This is a genomic window from Streptomyces sp. TS71-3 (genome assembly GCF_018327685.1).
Lineage (GTDB): Bacteria > Actinomycetota > Actinomycetes > Streptomycetales > Streptomycetaceae > Streptomyces.
Window position 1 is genome coordinate 4,483,433 of record NZ_BNEL01000001.1, and the last position, 16,863, is coordinate 4,500,295.

At 71.4% G+C, this 16,863-nt stretch carries 14 protein-coding genes and 1 riboswitch; of the genes, 12 read left to right on the forward strand and 2 right to left on the reverse strand.

The window, feature by feature from the left end:
- Window positions 1-158: 158 nt before the first annotated feature.
- Window positions 159-1,415 (forward strand): Ig-like domain-containing protein, encoded by a 1,257-nt coding sequence (locus Sm713_RS18115; RefSeq protein WP_212910633.1) that lies wholly within the window; start codon window positions 159-161, stop codon window positions 1,413-1,415.
- Between the two features lie 431 nt (window positions 1,416-1,846).
- Here the strand turns inward: Sm713_RS18115 and Sm713_RS18120 are convergent, their stop codons facing one another.
- Window positions 1,847-2,248 carry a hypothetical protein gene (locus Sm713_RS18120; RefSeq protein WP_212910634.1) on the reverse strand — a complete coding sequence of 134 codons (402 nt, stop codon included), beginning with the start codon at window positions 2,246-2,248 and terminating at the stop codon, window positions 1,847-1,849.
- 248 nt (window positions 2,249-2,496) lie between these two features.
- Between Sm713_RS18120 and Sm713_RS18125 the strand changes: the two genes are divergently transcribed.
- The 6 genes from Sm713_RS18125 to Sm713_RS18150 all read left to right on the forward strand — a co-directional run bounded on the left by Sm713_RS18125 (window position 2,497) and on the right by Sm713_RS18150 (window position 9,727).
- Window positions 2,497-3,108 carry a heme-copper oxidase subunit III gene (locus Sm713_RS18125; RefSeq protein ID WP_212910635.1) on the forward strand — a complete coding sequence of 204 codons (612 nt, stop codon included), beginning with the start codon at window positions 2,497-2,499 and terminating at the stop codon, window positions 3,106-3,108.
- 64 nt (window positions 3,109-3,172) lie between these two features.
- Entirely contained in the window at window positions 3,173-3,982 is an 810-nt protein-coding gene (locus Sm713_RS18130; RefSeq protein WP_212910636.1) for a c-type cytochrome, read from the forward strand.
- A complete protein-coding gene (locus tag Sm713_RS18135; RefSeq protein WP_212910637.1) occupies window positions 3,979-5,034 on the forward strand; it encodes a ubiquinol-cytochrome c reductase iron-sulfur subunit in 1,056 nt (351 codons plus the stop codon). Before Sm713_RS18130 ends, Sm713_RS18135 begins: the two co-directional genes overlap by 4 nt.
- Complete coding sequence (locus Sm713_RS18140; protein WP_212910638.1) at window positions 5,031-6,671, forward strand: cytochrome bc complex cytochrome b subunit; 1,641 nt, start codon at window positions 5,031-5,033, stop codon at window positions 6,669-6,671. Before Sm713_RS18135 ends, Sm713_RS18140 begins: the two co-directional genes overlap by 4 nt.
- A gap of 192 nt (window positions 6,672-6,863) precedes the next feature.
- Window positions 6,864-7,955: an anthranilate phosphoribosyltransferase gene (gene trpD, locus Sm713_RS18145; protein ID WP_212910639.1), complete on the forward strand. Its 1,092-nt coding sequence runs from the start codon at window positions 6,864-6,866 to the stop codon at window positions 7,953-7,955.
- Between the two features lie 123 nt (window positions 7,956-8,078).
- Window positions 8,079-8,195: riboswitch (SAM riboswitch) on the forward strand.
- 146 nt (window positions 8,196-8,341) lie between these two features.
- Complete coding sequence (locus Sm713_RS18150) at window positions 8,342-9,727, forward strand: aminotransferase class V-fold PLP-dependent enzyme (protein WP_212910640.1); 1,386 nt, start codon at window positions 8,342-8,344, stop codon at window positions 9,725-9,727.
- Window positions 9,728-10,073: 346 nt separating this feature from the next.
- Here the strand turns inward: Sm713_RS18150 and Sm713_RS18155 are convergent, their stop codons facing one another.
- Window positions 10,074-10,355, reverse strand: a complete 282-nt coding sequence (locus Sm713_RS18155) for an Lrp/AsnC family transcriptional regulator (protein ID WP_212910641.1) — start codon at window positions 10,353-10,355, stop codon at window positions 10,074-10,076.
- A gap of 327 nt (window positions 10,356-10,682) precedes the next feature.
- Between Sm713_RS18155 and Sm713_RS18160 the strand changes: the two genes are divergently transcribed.
- From Sm713_RS18160 to Sm713_RS18180, 5 genes are all read left to right on the forward strand, one after another.
- Window positions 10,683-10,922 (forward strand): hypothetical protein, encoded by a 240-nt coding sequence (locus tag Sm713_RS18160; RefSeq protein ID WP_212910642.1) that lies wholly within the window; start codon window positions 10,683-10,685, stop codon window positions 10,920-10,922.
- A 34-nt stretch (window positions 10,923-10,956) separates the two neighbouring features.
- Window positions 10,957-12,303, forward strand: a complete 1,347-nt coding sequence (locus Sm713_RS18165; RefSeq protein ID WP_212910643.1) for an NYN domain-containing protein — start codon at window positions 10,957-10,959, stop codon at window positions 12,301-12,303.
- 531 nt (window positions 12,304-12,834) lie between these two features.
- A complete protein-coding gene (locus Sm713_RS18170) occupies window positions 12,835-13,854 on the forward strand; it encodes an NlpC/P60 family protein (protein WP_212910644.1) in 1,020 nt (339 codons plus the stop codon).
- Window positions 13,855-14,170: 316 nt separating this feature from the next.
- Window positions 14,171-15,199: a C40 family peptidase gene (locus Sm713_RS18175; RefSeq protein ID WP_212910645.1), complete on the forward strand. Its 1,029-nt coding sequence runs from the start codon at window positions 14,171-14,173 to the stop codon at window positions 15,197-15,199.
- A 339-nt stretch (window positions 15,200-15,538) separates the two neighbouring features.
- Entirely contained in the window at window positions 15,539-16,828 is a 1,290-nt protein-coding gene (locus Sm713_RS18180; protein ID WP_249416363.1) for a hypothetical protein, read from the forward strand.
- Window positions 16,829-16,863: the final 35 nt, after the last annotated feature.

Below are 16,863 nucleotides of genomic sequence, written 5' to 3' on the forward strand. Positions count from 1 at the left end.
ACGAAGCGAAGCGGGCACCGACCCTTTAGCACGCCGGAGGCACATCGGACCCGGACACTCCACGGTGAGTGTCCGGGTCCACCCGTATGCCCCCGCGGGAATCCCCCGTTCGGCTCACCGGCCGCGCCGCCGCCCGGGAACGTTCCTAGCGTGAACACATGAACCAGTCAGCGCGAACCCGCATGGTATGGAGCTGCGCCCTGCTGGCGGCCGCCCTCGGCACCGCCACGGCCTGCGACTCCGGTAACCCGCTCTCGGCCGAGCCCTACGACGCGGCGCGTCAGATCGCGTTCAACGGCGTGCAGGACGGCAAGGCCGACCCGGGCAAGCCCCTGGAGATCACCTCGAACGGCAGCGGGGGACGCATCACCGACGTCACGGCCGTCGACGAGAGCGGCCGGTACATAGCCGGCCGGCTCTCCGGCGACGGCCGCCAGTGGCACAGTACGGGACCACTGGCCGCCGGTGCCCGCTACACCGTCAGGGTCAGCACGGAGAACGACGACGGGGAGCCGGGCCGCAAGGTCCTCACCGTCGGCACCGGCGACCCGGCCCAGAAGACCGCCCTCAAGGTCGCGTTCGGCCCCAAGGCGGGGGAGTACGGCGTCGGCCAGCCCGTCGTCGCCAAGCTCAGCGCCCCGATCAAGGACCGGGCCGCGAGGATCGCGGTGGAGCGCGGCCTGAAGGTGGACGCCCAGCCCGCCGTGGAGGGCAGCTGGTACTGGGTGGACGAGAAGACCCTGCACTACCGTCCCAGGGAGTTCTGGCCCGCACACGCGACCATCCGGGTGTCCAGCGGCCTGAAGGGCATCAGGATCGACGACAAGCTCTGGGGCGGCGCGTCCAGGCCGCTGAAGATCACCACGGGGGACCGCATCGAGGCGATCACCAACGCCAGCACGCACAGGATGGTCGTCTACCGCAACGGCCAGGACATCAAGGACATGCCGGTCACTACGGGCAAGCCGGGCTTCGAGACCCGCAACGGCGTCAAGGTGGTGCTGGAGAAGCAGGCCTTCGTACAGATGCGCAGTGCGACGGTCGGCATAGCCGCGGGCAGCGGCGACTCCTACGACCTGCCGGTGCACTGGGCGACCCGGGTCACCTGGAGCGGCGAGTACGTGCACGCCGCGCCCTGGTCCGTGGGCTCCCAGGGCTCCGCGAACGTCAGCCACGGCTGCACCGGCATGAGCACCGAGGACGCCGAGTGGTTCTTCAACACGGTGCACGAGGGCGATCTCGTCCGCGTCGTCGGCAGCGACGGCCAGAACATGGACCCGTTCGGCAACGGCTACGGCGACTGGAACCTGGACTGGGCGAAATGGCGCCAGGGCAGCGCGCTCCTCGGCGACGGCTCCGCCGACCCCGGCCAGCAGAAAATAGTGGAATCCGCCCGCCTCCGCCCGGAGGTGTAGGCCTCCGGCCTGCGACCGTGGGGGGCACCCTCCGGTGCCCCGAAAGGGGCGCGGGGCTGTCTCGATGCGCGGCTGCGCCGCGCGGGCGCGATCGGGGCGCAGCCCCGCTTTCAAGGGGCGCGGGGAACTGCGCGACCAGCCACGACGAGGCCGTCAGGTCGCCACCGGCCCAAGGGGCTGGCTCTGTCGCAGCCGGACCACCGGCAGGTGGTGGTTGCTCGCGCAGTTCCCCGCGCCCCTGATCGGGGCTTCGCCCCGATCAGGGGCGCGGGCACGTCGTGGCTGGTCGCGCCCACGCGGCGCAGCCGCAAATGGACACAGCCCCGCGCCCCTTCATGGGCACCGTTGCCCGAGATGGCCCCGACGTGGGCACCGTCGCCGGGGGCGCCCCCCCGCCCGGGAGGGCGCCGGCCCCGGAGGGGCGCCGTACGTCAGGCCTGGACGGCGAGCCGGCTGCGCAGCAGCCCCGCCAGCGCGTCAGCGAACTCCACCGGCTCCACCGGCAGCGTCACCGCCGCATCCGCCCGGCTCCACGTGGCCAGCCACGCATCCTGCGGCCGCCCCATGAGCAGCAGCACCGGCGGGCACCGGAAGATCTCGTCCTTGAGCTGCCGGCAGACACCCATGCCGCCGGCCGGCACGGCCTCGCCGTCCAGCACGCACACGTCGATGCCGCCCTGCTGCATCTCCTTCAGCACGGCGTGCAGCGTCGCGCACTCGACGAACTCGACCTCGGGAACATCGGTCGCCGGCCTGCGGCCCGTGGCCAGCCGGACCTCCTCGCGCGTACGGGCATTGTCGCTGTACACCAGCACCGTGGCCGTGGCCTGCATTGCTCCTCCATGCTCCTGGGGGGCTCTCCGGGTCTTCCGTGATCCTCCCGGCCCCCGGGGAGTGTCCCCAGGACCCGATGCGCGGATGCTACTCCCTTGAAACCCCGCGGGTCAGCGGTTCAAACCCGCCGGTCGGCGGGCCGCGGGAGCACCTGGCGGCAGGGGCGTGGTGGCCGGGCACATGCCCTGGACACACCGAACGGGACCCCCGGAGTGAGTGCAAGATAAGCGACCGACATAATGTCGGCGTGGCGACAGCAACGACAGTAGAGACCGGGCACGCGCACCCATCGGTCAACCGGCCGAACCTCACCAGTGTCGGAACCATCATCTGGCTGAGTTCCGAGCTGATGTTCTTCGCGGCCCTCTTCGCGATGTACTTCACCCTGCGATCGGTGACCGGGCCGGATCACTGGCGGGAGATGGCCGACCACCTGAACGTTCCGTTCTCGTCGGTCAACACCACCGTCCTGGTGCTTTCATCCCTCACCTGCCAGCTCGGCGTGTTCGCGGCCGAGCGCGGTGATGTGAAGAAGCTCCGGATGTGGTTCATCATCACCTTCATCATGGGCGCGATCTTCATCGGCGGTCAGATCTTCGAGTACACGAACCTGGTGAAGGAGGACGGCATCTCGCTCTCCTCCGACCCGTACGGTTCCGTGTTCTACCTGACCACCGGATTCCACGGACTGCACGTGACGGGCGGACTCATCGCCTTCCTGCTGCTCCTGGGCCGTACCTACGCCGCCCGGAGGTTCACCCACTCACAGGCGACAGCCGCCATCGTCGTGTCCTACTACTGGCACTTCGTCGACGTCGTCTGGATCGGCCTCTTCGCCACGATCTACCTGATCAAGTAACCGGGCCGTGGCCCGCTGAACACCTGAAGCATCGACGCAGAAGATCCTGACACCGGGGTAATCCGTGAAAAAGCTCTCCGCACGACGACGCCATCCGCTGGCGGCGGTCGTCGTCCTACTCCTCGCGCTGGCGGCCACCGGGGGGCTGTACACCGCGTTCGCGCCCGCGGACAAGGCACAGGCCGACGAGACCTCCCAGTCCCTCGCCATCAACGAGGGCAAGCGGCTCTTCTCGGTGGGCTGCGCAAGCTGCCACGGCACGGGAGGACAGGGCTCCTCAGACGGCCCGTCCCTGGTGGGCGTCGGAGCCGCGGCGGTCGACTTCCAGGTCGGCACCGGCCGTATGCCGCTCCAGCAGCAGGGCGCACAGGCACCGAGCAAGAAGGTCATCTACTCGCAGGCCGAGATCGACCAGCTCGCCGCCTACATCGCCTCCCTGGGCGCCGGGCCGGGCATCCCGACGAAGAACCAGTACGACCCGAAGGGCGCCGACATCGCCAAGGGCGGCGAGCTCTTCAGGACCGACTGCGCGCAGTGCCACAACTTCACCGGCGAGGGCGGCGCGTTGACGCACGGCAAGTTCGCGCCTTCACTGGAGAACGTGGATCCGAAGCATGTGTACGAGGCCATGTCGACCGGCCCGCAGAACATGCCGAACTTCCCGGACAGCGTCATGCCGGAGCAGAACAAGAAGGACGTCATCGCGTACCTGCACGCGGTCAACAGCGATGACTCCACCAGCCCCGGTGGCCTGAAGCTCGGCGGGCTCGGCCCCGTCAGCGAGGGCCTGTTCGCCTGGATCTTCGGTCTCGGCGGGCTGATCGCCGTCGCCGCCTGGGTTGCCGCTCGGACCGCAAAGGCCAAGAAGTCATGAGTAGCCACGACATGTCAGACGAGAACCTGCCGGTGCCCAGCGAGGCGCACGGCGAGGTGTCCCTCCCGGACGAGGACAACCCGTTCGCGGACCCGGGACTGCCCCCCCACGAGCACCGGATCCAGGACATCGACGAGCAGGCCGCCAAGCGGTCCGAGCGCACGGTCGCCTTCCTGTTCACGCTCTCGATGCTGGGCACGATCGGGTTCATCGCGTCGTACTTCGCGATCCCGCGCGAGAAGTCGGTCTACGTCTTCCCGATCGGGCACATCAACGCGATGAACTTCGCCCTGGGCCTGACCCTCGGCGTAGCGCTCTTCTGCATCGGTGCGGGCGCCGTCCACTGGGCGCGGACCCTGATGTCCGACGCGGAGATCGCCGACGAGCGCCACCCGATCGAGGCGGACCCCGACACCAAGCAGAAGGTCCTCGCCGACTTCGCGCAGGGCGCCAAGGAGTCCGCGCTCGGCCGCCGCGGCCTGATCCGCACCACGATGTTCGGTGCGCTGGCCCTGGTCCCGCTCGGCGGTGTCTTCCTGCTCGGCGGCCTCGGCCCGAAGCCCGGCACCAAGCTCCGCCACACCATGTGGACCAAGGGCAAGCTGCTGGTCAACATGAACACCGACCAGCCGCTGCGCCCCGCCGACATCCCGGTCGGCTCGCTGACCTTCGCCAAGCCCGACGGCCTGGAGGAGACCAACGAGGACTTCCAGCAGCAGATCGCCAAGGCCGCTCTGATGATCATCCGGCTGCAGCCCGGGAACATCAAGGACAAGCGCGAGCTCGACTGGTCGCACGACGGCATCGTCGCCTACTCGAAGATCTGCACCCACGTGGGATGCCCGATCTCCCTGTACGAGCAGCAGACGCACCACGTCCTCTGCCCGTGCCACCAGTCCACCTTCGACCTCTCCGACGGGGGCCGCGTGCTCTTCGGCCCGGCCGGTCACGCCCTGCCGCAGCTGCGCATCGGCGTGAACCCGGACGGGTTCCTGGAAGCGCTCGGCGACTTCGCTGAGCCCGTCGGTCCTGCCTTCTGGGAGCGTGGATGACGATGAGCAGCACCACACGCAACGCGACCCGCCACCAGGCGCCCGCCGGAGAGCGGGTGGCCGACTGGGCGGACGGCCGGCTCGGGCTCTACTCGCTGGCCAAGACGAACATGCGGAAGATCTTCCCGGACCACTGGTCCTTCATGCTGGGCGAGGTCTGCCTCTACAGCTTCATCGTCATCATCCTCACGGGTGTGTACCTGACGCTGTTCTTCCACCCCTCGATGAACGAGGTGGTGTACAACGGCAGTTACGTCCCGCTCAAGGGCCAGCTGATGTCGGAGGCGTTCAACTCCACGCTGCACATCAGCTTCGACGTCCGCGGCGGTCTGCTGATAAGGCAGATCCACCACTGGGCGGCGCTGATCTTCCTCGGCGGCATGTTCGTGCACATGATGCGCGTCTTCTTCACGGGCGCCTTCCGCAAGCCGCGCGAGATCAACTGGATCTTCGGCTTCCTGCTCTTCGTGCTCGGCATGTTCACCGGCTTCACCGGCTACTCGCTCCCCGACGACCTGCTCTCCGGCACCGGTGTGCGGTTCATGGAGGGCGCGATCCTGGCCACGCCGGTCCTCGGCACCTACATCTCGTTCTTCCTGTTCGGCGGGGAGTTCCCGGGCGGCGACTTCGTGGCGAGGTTCTACTCGATCCACATCCTGCTGCTGCCGGGCATCATGATGGGCCTGCTGGTGGGCCACCTGATCCTGGTCTTCTACCACAAGCACACGCAGTTCGCGGGCCCCGGCCGCACCGAGAAGAACGTCGTGGGCATGCCCCTGCTGCCGGTCTACATGGCCAAGGCGGGCGGCTTCTTCTTCCTGGTCTTCGGCGTGATCGCGATCATCGCCGCGATCGCCTCGATCAACCCGATCTGGGCCATCGGCCCCTACCGGCCTGACATGGTCTCCACCGGTGCCCAGCCCGACTGGTACATGGGCTTCTCCGAGGGCCTGATCCGTGTGATGCCCGGCTGGGAGATCAACTTCCTCGGCCATACGCTCGCCCTGGGCGTCGCGATCCCGCTGATCGTGGTCTTCCCGCTGGTGCTCGTGGTGATCGCGGTCTACCCGTTCCTGGAGGCCTGGGTCACCGGCGACAGGCGCGAGCACCACATCCTGGACCGGCCGCGGAACGCCCCGACCCGTACGGGCGTCGGTGTGGCCTGGATCACGTGGTACTTCGTGATGCTGGTCGGCGGCGGCAACGACCTGTGGGCCACCCACTTCCACCTGTCGATCAACGCGATCACGTGGTTCGTCCGGGTCGCCTTCTTCGTCCTGCCCGTCGTGGCGTTCCTCGTCACCAAGCGGATCTGCCTCGGCCTCCAGCGCCGGGACCGCGACAAGGTGCTGCACGGACGCGAGTCCGGCATCATCAAGCGGCTGCCGCACGGTGAGTTCATCGAGGTCCACGAGCCCCTGGACGCCGACCAGCTGCACACCCTCACCGCCCACGAGCAGTACCAGCCGGCGGAGATCGGCCCCGCGGTCGACGAGAACGGCGTCGAGCGCCAGCTCAAGCCGGCCCAGAAGCTGCGGGCCAAGCTCTCCAAGGGCTACTACGGCGAGGGCAACCAGATCCCGAAGCCCACGGTCGAGGAGTACAAGGAGATCACCAGCGGCCACGGTCACCACTGACCGGACCGGCACCGCGGCCCCGCGCCGCGGTGCCGCGGCCGTCACCTCCCCGGCCGGCTCCACCGCCGGGCCCGGTGTCGTCACCCCACAGGGCCCCGTCCACTGCGCGGACGGGGCCCTGTGGCGCGTCCCCGGCTGGATAGGCTGGGCTCCTGTCCTTTAGTCCGTAGGCGACCCACCCAGGAGCGGCATATGAACGCTGTGCACCCCGCTGGAGGCGACATCGCGGCGGGTCGTTCCTGGCCCGAGGTGCTGAACGCCCTGCTCACCGGCCGTGACCAGACGGCGGAGGCCACCGCGTGGGCGATGGACCGGATCCTGCGCGGCGAGGCCGGCGACGCCCAGATCGCGGCGTTCGCGGTCGCACTCCGCGCGAAGGGCGAGACCGTCGAGGAGATCTCCGGTCTGGTGCGGACCATGTACGAGCACGCCCGGGTGATAGAGGTCCCGGGGACCACGGTCGACATCGTCGGCACGGGCGGTGACGGCGCGCGCACGGTGAACATCTCCACGATGTCCGCGATCGTGGTCGCCGGCACCGGCGCGAAGGTGGTCAAGCACGGCAACCGCGCGGCCTCCTCGGCGAGCGGGTCCTCGGACGTGCTGGAGAAGCTCGGCGTCAACCTCGACCTGGCGCCCGAGCGGGTCGCGGAGGTCGCCGAGGAGGCGGGCATCACCTTCTGCTTCGCCATAAGGTTCCACCCCGCGCTGCGGCACGTCGCCCGCGCCAGGGCGGAGATGGGCATCCGCACCCCCTTCAACATCCTCGGGCCGCTCACCAACCCCGCGAGGGTGCGGGCGCAGGCGGTGGGCGTGGCCGACGCGAAGTGGGCGCCGATCGTCGCCGGCGTGCTGGCCGACCGGGGCTCGTCCGCCCTGGTCTTCCGCGGCGAGGACGGTCTTGACGAGCTGACCACCACCGCGCCGTCCCGGGTCTGGGCCGTGCACGACGGGACCGTCCGGGAGCGGATCTTCGACCCGCGGTCCGTGGGCATCGAGATGGTGCCGGTGGAGGCGCTGCGGGGCGGGGACGCCTCGTACAACGCGGATGTGGCCCGCCGCGTGCTGGCGGGGGAGCGGGGCCCCGTGCGGGACGCCGTCCTGCTGAACTCCGCCGCCGCGCTGGTGGCCGTTCAGGCACTGGGCGAGGACGCGCCGTGGGACGCCGAGGCGAGCGGCCTTGAGGAGCGGCTCGCCGCGGGCATCACGCGGGCCGCGGAGTCCATCGACTCGGGGGCGGCCCGGGGCGTGCTGGAGGCGTGGGTCAGAGCCACCCACGCCTGACGGACGAGTGCTCCGAAAGGGCGGGCGCCCGGATCGTGTTCGGCCGGCGCGCCCGCCCTTCTTCCATGGCCGCCCGCGGTACGAGGTGGACCGCCCCGTGGACGGCTGACATAATCAACCTCAGGTCATGAGTGACAGCGAAAAGGCCCCGGCCCGCTGTCCGGCAACCCTCCGTCCGTGGCGGGGTGCCCCGGGTGAAGACCAGGCCGTGGACAGCAGGGTCCACGGCAAGCGCGGACCCCTTGAGGGGTCCTGGTCCTCAAGGAGCTGCCGCGTGAGCCGGCGAATGCGCTAGGGCGACAGGCCCCGCCTCCGTTTCCGACAGCACACCGCGCCGCGCGCCATCGCGCCGCCGCGCGCCCCCCAGCCTCTTCCAGGAGTCCGCCATGCCCTCCGTCACGCCTGCGCCCGTGCACGAGCCGCTGCCCGTCCTGGGCCGCGATGTCCGCGTCCCCCTGATCACCGGCGGCGAGACCACCTACGCCGCGCTCGACTACGCCGCCAGCGCCCCCGCGTTGCAGCGCGTCTGGGACGACGTCGCCGCGTACGCGCCCTACTACGGCAGCGTGCACCGCGGCGCCGGGTACCTCTCGCAGCTCTCCACGGACCTCTTCGAGAACGCCAGGAGGACCGTCGCCGGCTTCCTCGGCTGCCGGGGCGACGACCAGGTGATCTTCACCCGCTCGACCACCGATTCGCTGAACCTGCTGGCCCGCGCCGTGCCCGACGACTGCCAGGCCTTCGTCTTCGAGACCGAGCACCACGCCTCGCTGCTGCCCTGGCGCCGGGTGACGTACCTGGCGGCGCCCCGGACGCCCGAGCAGGCGGTGCGGACGCTTGAACAGGCGCTCGCCGGGCGGCCCCAGGGCCCCGCGCTGGTCTGCGTCACCGGCGCCTCGAACGTCACCGGCGAGCTGTGGCCGGTGTCCGAGCTGGCCGCCGCCGCGCACGCCCACGGTGCCCGCATCGTTTTGGACGCCGCCCAACTCGCGCCGCACCACCCGGTCGACGTCGCCGCGCTCGACGTCGACTGGGTGGCCTTCTCCGGGCACAAGCTGTACGCGCCCTTCGGCTCCGGCGTGCTCGCGGGGCGCTCGGACTGGCTGGAGGCCGCGGAGCCGTACCTCGCCGGCGGCGGCGCCTCGCGCCGGGTGGCGCGGCGCGCGGACGGCGGCGTGGACGTCGAGTGGCACGGGGGGCCCGCCCGGCACGAGGCCGGCTCCCCGAACGTGATCGGGGCGCACGCCATCGCCTCGGCCTGCACGGCGCTGACCGAGGCGGGCTTCCCGGCACTGGTCGCCCGGGAACGGCGGCTGACCGCGAAGGTGCAGGAGGGGCTGGCGCGGGTGCCGGGGGTCAGGGTGCTCTCGCTGTTCGGGCCGGACGCCCCGCGGGTCGGGGTGCTCTCGTTCGTCGTGGACGGCTGGGACAGCTCGCACTTCGCCGCGGCGCTCTCCGCCGAGTACGGGATCGGGGTGCGCGACGGGCTGTTCTGCGCGCACCCGCTGCTCAGGGCGGTGTTGGGCGGTGCGTCGGATGAGGCCGGGGAGTGCGGGGCGGCTGCCGCCGGCCCCGGCGGGCGGTCGCTCAACGCGGTGCGGGTGAGTTTCGGGGCGGGGACGCCGGATGAGCACGTGGAACGGTTCGTGGGGGCGGTGGGGGACCTGGTGCGCGGTGGCCCCCGCTCACCCCTGTCCCGGGGATCTGCCGCCCCGGCCCCCCACCTCCGGCCGCTCCGCGTCCCGGTTCCCGGGGGCACTTCGGGCCGGTGAGCCTCTGACCGGCCTCGCCGCGCTTGTCTGCGCAGTTCCCCGCGCCCCTTTAGTGGCGCTTCGCGCCTTCGGTGGGGGGGGAGGCCCTGAGGGTGGGTCGCGGTCTGGTTGTTGCGTTGTGGCTGGTCGCGCAGTTCCCCGCGCCCCTTCTGGTGGCGCTTCGCGCCTTGCCGGGGTGTGCCCCGATAGGGGCGCGGGGAACTGCGCGAACAACCCCCACCGGACAGGTGGTCGCCGTGGAGACCGCAAGGGGCTGGGCGGTGGGGCGCGAGCAACCTCCACCGCCGGAGAGCGGAGCGTAAGGGGCTCAGCGGCACAATCGGCTCAAGCCCGCCGCAGGCGCCCGCTACGAGTCGAGGCCGATCGCGAACGCCGCGTCCAGGTCGTGCTGCGAGTACGTCCGGAAGGCGACGTGCGTGTCCGTGGCCTCCACGCCGGGGATCTTGCTGATCCGGCCGGGGATCACATCCGCGAGATCGTCATGGTGGGCCACCCGCACCATGGCGATCAGATCGTGGTCGCCGGTCACGGAGAAGACCTCGCTGACGCTGTCCAGCGCGGCGATGGACTCGGCGATCTCCGGGATCCGGTCCACGCTGGTCTTGATGAGCACGATCGCGGTGATCACGGCTTGCTGTCTCCCTCGGTGCCCTCGGCTGGGCCTTCACTGTAGCCGTCCGCCGTCCGCCGTCCGCCGTCCGCCGTCCGCCGTCCGCCGTCACGGGCCCGGAGCCACCGGGGCCGTCCGCACAGCGGGAGACATCGGGGCAGACCGGTCCGCGCCCGAGCGCGGGCCGCCCGTCAGGCCGTAGGGTTACGACCCGAACGCACCACGCAACGATCAGGTCTCGCCCCGCTGAGGGCGCCCGGTGGTGCGAGTACGCGGGCGCACCGCGGGGGACCGAGTAAAAAGGCGCACCCTGGAAACACGAGGACGAGGAAGGCAGACATCCCGATGACGATTCCCCTGCCGACGGCCCAGACGCGTTGGCGCTGCACCCTCTGCGGCAATCTCACCCGCTTCGACGTGACCCGTTCCTCCAAGGTCGTCGAGTTCGTGCATCTGGACCTGTCCGGCGAGCCCAGGGTGGAGGAGCGCGACGTGGTGAATGAGACCATCGAGTCCGTTCGCTGCCGCTGGTGCAGCGCGGTGGATCAGGTGGAACTGGTGGAGAGGCCCGGCACCGGCTCCTGAGAGAGCCGCGACACGACGACCGGATGGGATGACGATGGTGGAGAGCGAAGGCGGGGGGCCGGGAGGCACCGCTGAGGTGCTCGACCGCCCGCTGCCCGAGGGAGTGCGCCGCCGTGTCGTCCAGATCGTCTCGGACGGTTTCGGCGGCCTCACCGTCGCCGAGCTGCCCGCCCAGCTCCGCCAGTACGCCCGCTTCACCCCGACCAGGCGCGTCAAGTTCGCCGCCAACGCCATGGCGTCGGCGATGGAGAACGAGCCGCTGTTCCGGCAGCGTATCGCCGAGCGGCTCCGCGACACCCAGCCCGAGCTGGCCGGCGCCCTCGACTCGGGAACCGCACCGCCCGCCGCCGACCCGCTCGACGTCGCCGCCGCGGCCTACGTGCTGCGCCCGCCGGGCTGGGTCAAGCTGGTCACCGCCGCGGGGGAGGAGGTGCAGCGGGCGGACGCCGAGCGCGCCGACGAGCAGAACAGAGCCGAACTCGACCGTCTCCGTGCCGACCTGGCCGCGGCCAAGGAGCACACGAGAACGGAGACGGAGGGACTGCGCGCCGAGTTGGAGGCCACCAGGAAGGAGGCCGAGTCGCTGCACCGCAAACTCCGCGGCGCCCTCAGCGACGTCAAGCGCGGCGAGGCGGCGGCCCGCAAGGCGCACGCGGAGACCGAGGCCGTCCGCGCCGAGGGTCAGGCGCTGCTGTCCGCGGCCGAGAGCGAGACGCGCCGGCTGCGGTCCAGGCTCGGTGAGGCCGAAGCGGCCCTGGAGGCCACCCGCAAGGCCGCCCGCGAGGGCCGCAGCGTCGAGGACATGCGGGTACGGCTGCTGCTCGACACCCTGCTCGACTCCGCCCAGGGCCTGCGCCGCGAACTCGCCCTGCCGCCCGTGTCGGTGCGCCCTGCCGAGACCGTGGAGGCGGTGGAGCCGGGCCGGATGACCCCGAAGGACATCGCCGCACGCGCCCTGTCCGAGCACGACCCCGCCATTCTCGACCAGTTGCTCGCGCTGCCGCAGTCCCACCTCGTCGTCGACGGCTACAACGTCACCAAGACCGGCTATCCCCAGATGCCGCTGGAGAAACAGCGGTTGCGGCTGCTGGGCGCCCTGTCCCTGCTGGCCGCGCAGACCGGCGCCGAGGTCACCTGCGTCTTCGACGGCGCCGAACTGGCGGCGCCGGTGCTCCTCGCCCCGCCGCGCGGGGTGCGCGTGCTGTTCTCCAAACCACGGGTCACCGCGGACGAGTTGATCCGCCAACTGGTGCGCGCGGAACCGCCGGGACGGCCCGTGATCGTCGTCTCGACCGACCGCGAGGTGGCTGACGGGGTCGCCAAGGCGGGCGCCCGCCCCGTCGCCTCGGTGGTGCTGCTCAAACGACTCTCCCGCGGCTGACGGAACCCGCGAAGCACGGTGTGATCTTCACCGCAGACACCGGCTGTGACGCCCGTGGCGCAGCTTTCGCCCCCTGCGATGCCCTCGCCGCCCCTCCGCGATCCCTCTCGCGTCCCCTCGGCGGCCCTTCTGCAAGGCCCTTCAACGCCCTTGGACGCAGTCCGCCGCCGCATTGACGGCGCCTTGACGCCGTTTCGAGGTCGCTCAAGGCCGCTCCGCGGGGTTACATCGGCAGGTGGCTTCGAGACGTTGATCCGTTAAGCGTCATCGGCAACGTCTGCCTTTGATGCCCGAATATATGGCTTCCTGGCGCGACGGAAAGTCAACCGCATATCACTATTGGTGAGTTGAGAGTAAAGAAACCTCTCGGAGCGGCAGTTTTTTCCTGTCAGGATTTGAACTGATCACAAGAAGGTCACTACTGTCTCCTCGAACCTCCGCTCGGGTGATCGCTCATCGGGAGCGACGGTGGAGGAGCACCCGCCCACCAGCGTTTCGGTAGGCGGCTGGAGGAAGAAGGAGCTCGCCTCCGTGGCGTCCCACCGTCGATCCAAACAGCCGAGCCGCGCACGCGTGACCGTGCTCACCGCAACCGCCGCAGCTGCGGTCGCCCTGACCTCACAGGCCGCACAGGCCGACCCGAAGCCGAGCAAGGACGAGGTCAAGTCCAAGGTCGACAAGCTCTACCACGAGGCGGAGAAGGCCACCGAGGCGTACGACGGGGCCAAGGAGAAGCAGCAGAAGCTCCAGAAAGAGGTCAGCGACCTCCAGGACAAGGTCGCCCGCGGCCAGGACGACCTCAACCAGCTGCAGGACCAGCTCGGTTCGGTCGCCAGCGCCCAGTACCGCTCGGGCGGCATCGACCCCTCCGTCCAGCTCTTCCTCTCGTCCGACCCGGACAGCTACCTGGACAAGGCCACCACGCTGGACCAGCTCAGCGGCCAGCAGGTCGAGGCGCTGAAGAAGATCCAGGAGAAGCAGCGCTCCCTGGCACAGCAGCGCAAGGAAGCCACCGCCAAGCTCAAGGATCTCGCGGACACCCGCACCGAGCTCGGCAAGAAGAAGAAGGAAGTCCAGGGGAAGCTCGCCCAGGCGCAGAAGCTCCTCAACTCCCTGACGGCCGCCGAGCGTCAGGCCATGGCGGCACAGGACAGCCGCGCCAGCCGCGACAGCGAGCGGCTCGGCGGCGGCACCTCCGCCTCGGGCCGGGCCGCAGCGGCCTTCGCCGCCGCCCAGCGCGCCATGGGCTCGCCCTACGTCTACGGCGCGACGGGCCCCAGCTCGTTCGACTGCTCCGGGCTGACCTCCTGGGCCTACGCCCAGGCCGGCGTCTCGATACCCCGCACCTCCCAGGCCCAGGCCAACGCCGGTACGCGGATCTACTCCAAGAGCGACCTGCGCGTGGGTGACCTGGTGCTCTTCTACGGCGACCTGAGCCACATCGGCCTCTACGCGGGCGGCGGCCAGATCCTGCACGCCCCGCACACCGGTGCCGTGGTGCGCTACGAGTCCATGGCCAACATGCCCTTCCAGTTCGGCGTCCGCGTCTGATCGGCGTCCGAGTCCGAACGTCCCGTGCCCCGGGCGCCGTTCGGCGCCCGGCGTTCTCCCGGGACGGTAGCCGGTCCCTTCGTGGGGACCGGGCATCCGGCATCGACACCGCGTGTGATGCGTCCGAACGAGCGAATCTCGGATCCGTCGCCGCCTCCGGCATATCCCCGTAATCCACCGCTGACCTGCGCCTGCGGCTGAACCCAACGGCGGCGCACCGGTGTGGCTTTGTGGCCCCTGCGTAGTCGTCTGGTTACTCTCTGGCGTCGCGTTCCCCCGTCTTGGGGGTTCGACAGCGGAAGGAGAGCGGCTACCTGTGGGGTCTCATCGCCGTATCGCCGGGCCCGGCCAGGGCCGGGCCACCCTTGGCACCAGAGTCACCGTCCTGTCCGCCGCCACGGCCACCGCGGCCGCCGCGCTCGCCGCGGTGCCGGCGGGCGCCGCACCGGCGGCGCGCGAGGCCGATGCCAAGGCCGAGGTGGACCGGCTGTACCGGCAGGCAGAGCAGGCCACCGAGGCGTACAACCGGGCCACCGAGCAGGCGACCCGGCTCGCCGCGCAGGTCTCCTCGGCACAGGGCCGGCTCGCCGACGGGCAGCGCCGCATCGAGACGATACGGGGCACGCTCGGGTCGATCGCCGGGGCGCAGTACCGCACCGGCGGCGTCGACCCCACCCTGGGGCTGCTGCTCTCCGCGCAACCGGACAGCTTCCTGGAGGACGCCGCCGCCCTCGCCCGGATCGGCGCCCGCACCGCGGGCCGGCTGAAGGAGTACCAGTCGCTCCAGCGCAGCGTGGCCCAGGACCGTGCCGAGGCCGTCGGCAGCCTGCGCGAGCTGGAGCGCACCCGCCGGGCCGCGGCTCGCCACAAGCACACCGTCGAGCGGAAACTCACCACGGCCCGGCGGCTGCTGGCCACCCTGACCTCGGCCCAGCGCGCGGCGTACGCGCACGCCTCGCGCCCCGGCCAGGTCCCCGCCCCCGGCGCCCAGCCCGCATCGCAGCGCGCGGCCACCGCACTCGCCGCGGCACGCTCGGCGCTAGGCCGCCCGTACGTCTGGGGAGCGAACGGCCCGGCCGGCTTCGACTGCTCCGGCCTCACCCAGTGGGCGTACGCCCAGGCGGGCATCGGCCTGCCACGCACCTCGCAGTCACAGCGCTACGCCGGCAGCCAGGTACCGCTTTCCCAGATCCGCCCCGGCGACCTGGTGGCCTACCGCGAGGACGCCAGCCACATCGCCATGTACGCGGGCCACGGCCAGGTCATCCACGCCCCGTACCCCGGCGCCCCCGTCAGATACGACCCCATCGGAATGATGCCGGTGTCATCGGTGACCCGAATCTGACCTCCCCCGACGGATCGGGGCGCAGCCCCGCCGTATGGGGGCGCGGGGAACTGCGCGAGCAACCGGGAGTGACGGTCCGGTCCGGAGATGAGGAAAGTGCTCGCTGGTGGCGGTGGGGGGCGCGAAGCGCCTGGTGGTTTGGGGCGCAGCCCCGCCGCGTGGGGGCGCGGGGAACTGCGCGAGCAACCGAGAACGACAGCCTCGTCCGGAGACGCCGGAAGCACCCCCTCGCGCCGGCGGGGGTGGGCGCGAAGCGCCCACGGAGGCCCGGGGCCGCCCAGGCCCCGACGACAGCCGCTCGCCGAGAGCCCCGGCCCCCGGCGCCGTACGATCGTGTCCGTGGCGGGTCAAGACGGTGGCAGACGAACGGCACGGCTCTGGAGCGCGCTCGCCGCGCTCTGCATCGCCTCGGCCGCCCTCGTCGGCTGCGACCACCCCGCCCCGGCCGACCCCGCGCAGGCGAACGTCCAGAGCCTCCTGGACCGCCGCGCCCGAGCCGTCCTCGACCGGGACGAGACGGACTACCTGGCCACGGGCGGCGCCGGCGAGGACGCGGCCGCGACCCGCCGCTCGGCGACGGCCTTCCGCAACCTCGCCGCGGTCCCCCTGGAGTCCTGGGCCTACCGCGTCACGTCCTTCCACCGCTCGGGTGCCATCGCGGGCGCCACCGCCGAGCTGCGCTACCGCATCGACGGCTACGACTCCGCCGCCGTCACCGCCTCCCGCGACCTGACCCTGCACCGCAGGGACGGCCGCTGGTACGTCACCGCCGACCGGCCCGCCGAGCACGGCCCCCAGCAGCTCTGGGAGCAGGGCCGGGTGACCGCCGTGACGGGCGCGCACAGCCTCGTCCTCGGCGTCGGCCAGGACACCGCGCGGCTCAAGGACTTCGCACGCCTGGCCGACCGCGCGGTACCCGCGGTGCGGCAGGCCTGGGGCATGGGAAGCAGCGGGCAGGGAGCACCCTCGGCCGAGGGCGGTGGTGGGAAACGGGCGGGATGGTCCGGCCGCGTCCTGGTCGAGGTGCCCGGCTCGCTGGACGGCATGGCGGCGCTGCTGGGCGCGCCCGCGGCCGGCTACCGGGGCATCGCGGCGGTCACCACGGGCGAGACCGGCGGCTCCTCGCGGGCGCCCGCCGACCGCATCATCGTGAACCCGGACGCGTACCGCATGCTCAGCGGCCTCGGCCGGCAGGTCGTGCTGACGCACGAGACCACGCACGTCGCCACCCGCACGGTGACCTCGCCCGCGACCCCGCTCTGGCTCTCCGAGGGCTACGCGGACTGGGTCGGCTACCGCGGCACGGGGCGCACCCCCGGCCAGGCCGCGCCCGAACTGCGGAGCGCCGTGCGCCAGGGCCGGGTGCCCAAGGCGCTGCCGTCCGACGCCGACTTCCGCTTCTCCCAGCAGGCCGACCCGCTCGCCGAGGCCTACGAGGGCGGCTGGCTGGCCTGCCGGATGATCGCGGACCAGTGGGGCGAGGCGCGCCTGCGCGAGTTCTACCGCGCGGTGGGCACCCACACGGAGCGCGCAGGCGCGGTCGACGGCGCGCTCAGGGACGTCCTCGGCATCGACACCGCGGCCTTCACCGCGCGCTGGCGGACCTACCTGCGGACCCAACTCCGCTGAGCGCCCCTGCGGCCATCCGGGGCACCGGGCACCGG

Bases quoted from the DNA above. Each gene is read 5' to 3' on its own strand.
- Sm713_RS18115 (WP_212910633.1), top strand. From the start codon at position 159: ATGAACCAGTCAGCGCGAACCCGCATGGTATGGAGCTGCGCCCTGCTG.
- Sm713_RS18120 (WP_212910634.1), bottom strand. From the start codon at position 2,248: ATGCAGGCCACGGCCACGGTGCTGGTGTACAGCGACAATGCCCGTACG.
- Sm713_RS18135 (WP_212910637.1), top strand. From the start codon at position 3,979: ATGAGTAGCCACGACATGTCAGACGAGAACCTGCCGGTGCCCAGCGAG.
- Sm713_RS18140 (WP_212910638.1), top strand. From the start codon at position 5,031: ATGACGATGAGCAGCACCACACGCAACGCGACCCGCCACCAGGCGCCC.
- trpD (WP_212910639.1), top strand. From the start codon at position 6,864: ATGAACGCTGTGCACCCCGCTGGAGGCGACATCGCGGCGGGTCGTTCC.
- Sm713_RS18150 (WP_212910640.1), top strand. From the start codon at position 8,342: ATGCCCTCCGTCACGCCTGCGCCCGTGCACGAGCCGCTGCCCGTCCTG.
- Sm713_RS18160 (WP_212910642.1), top strand. From the start codon at position 10,683: ATGACGATTCCCCTGCCGACGGCCCAGACGCGTTGGCGCTGCACCCTC.
- Sm713_RS18165 (WP_212910643.1), top strand. From the start codon at position 10,957: ATGGTGGAGAGCGAAGGCGGGGGGCCGGGAGGCACCGCTGAGGTGCTC.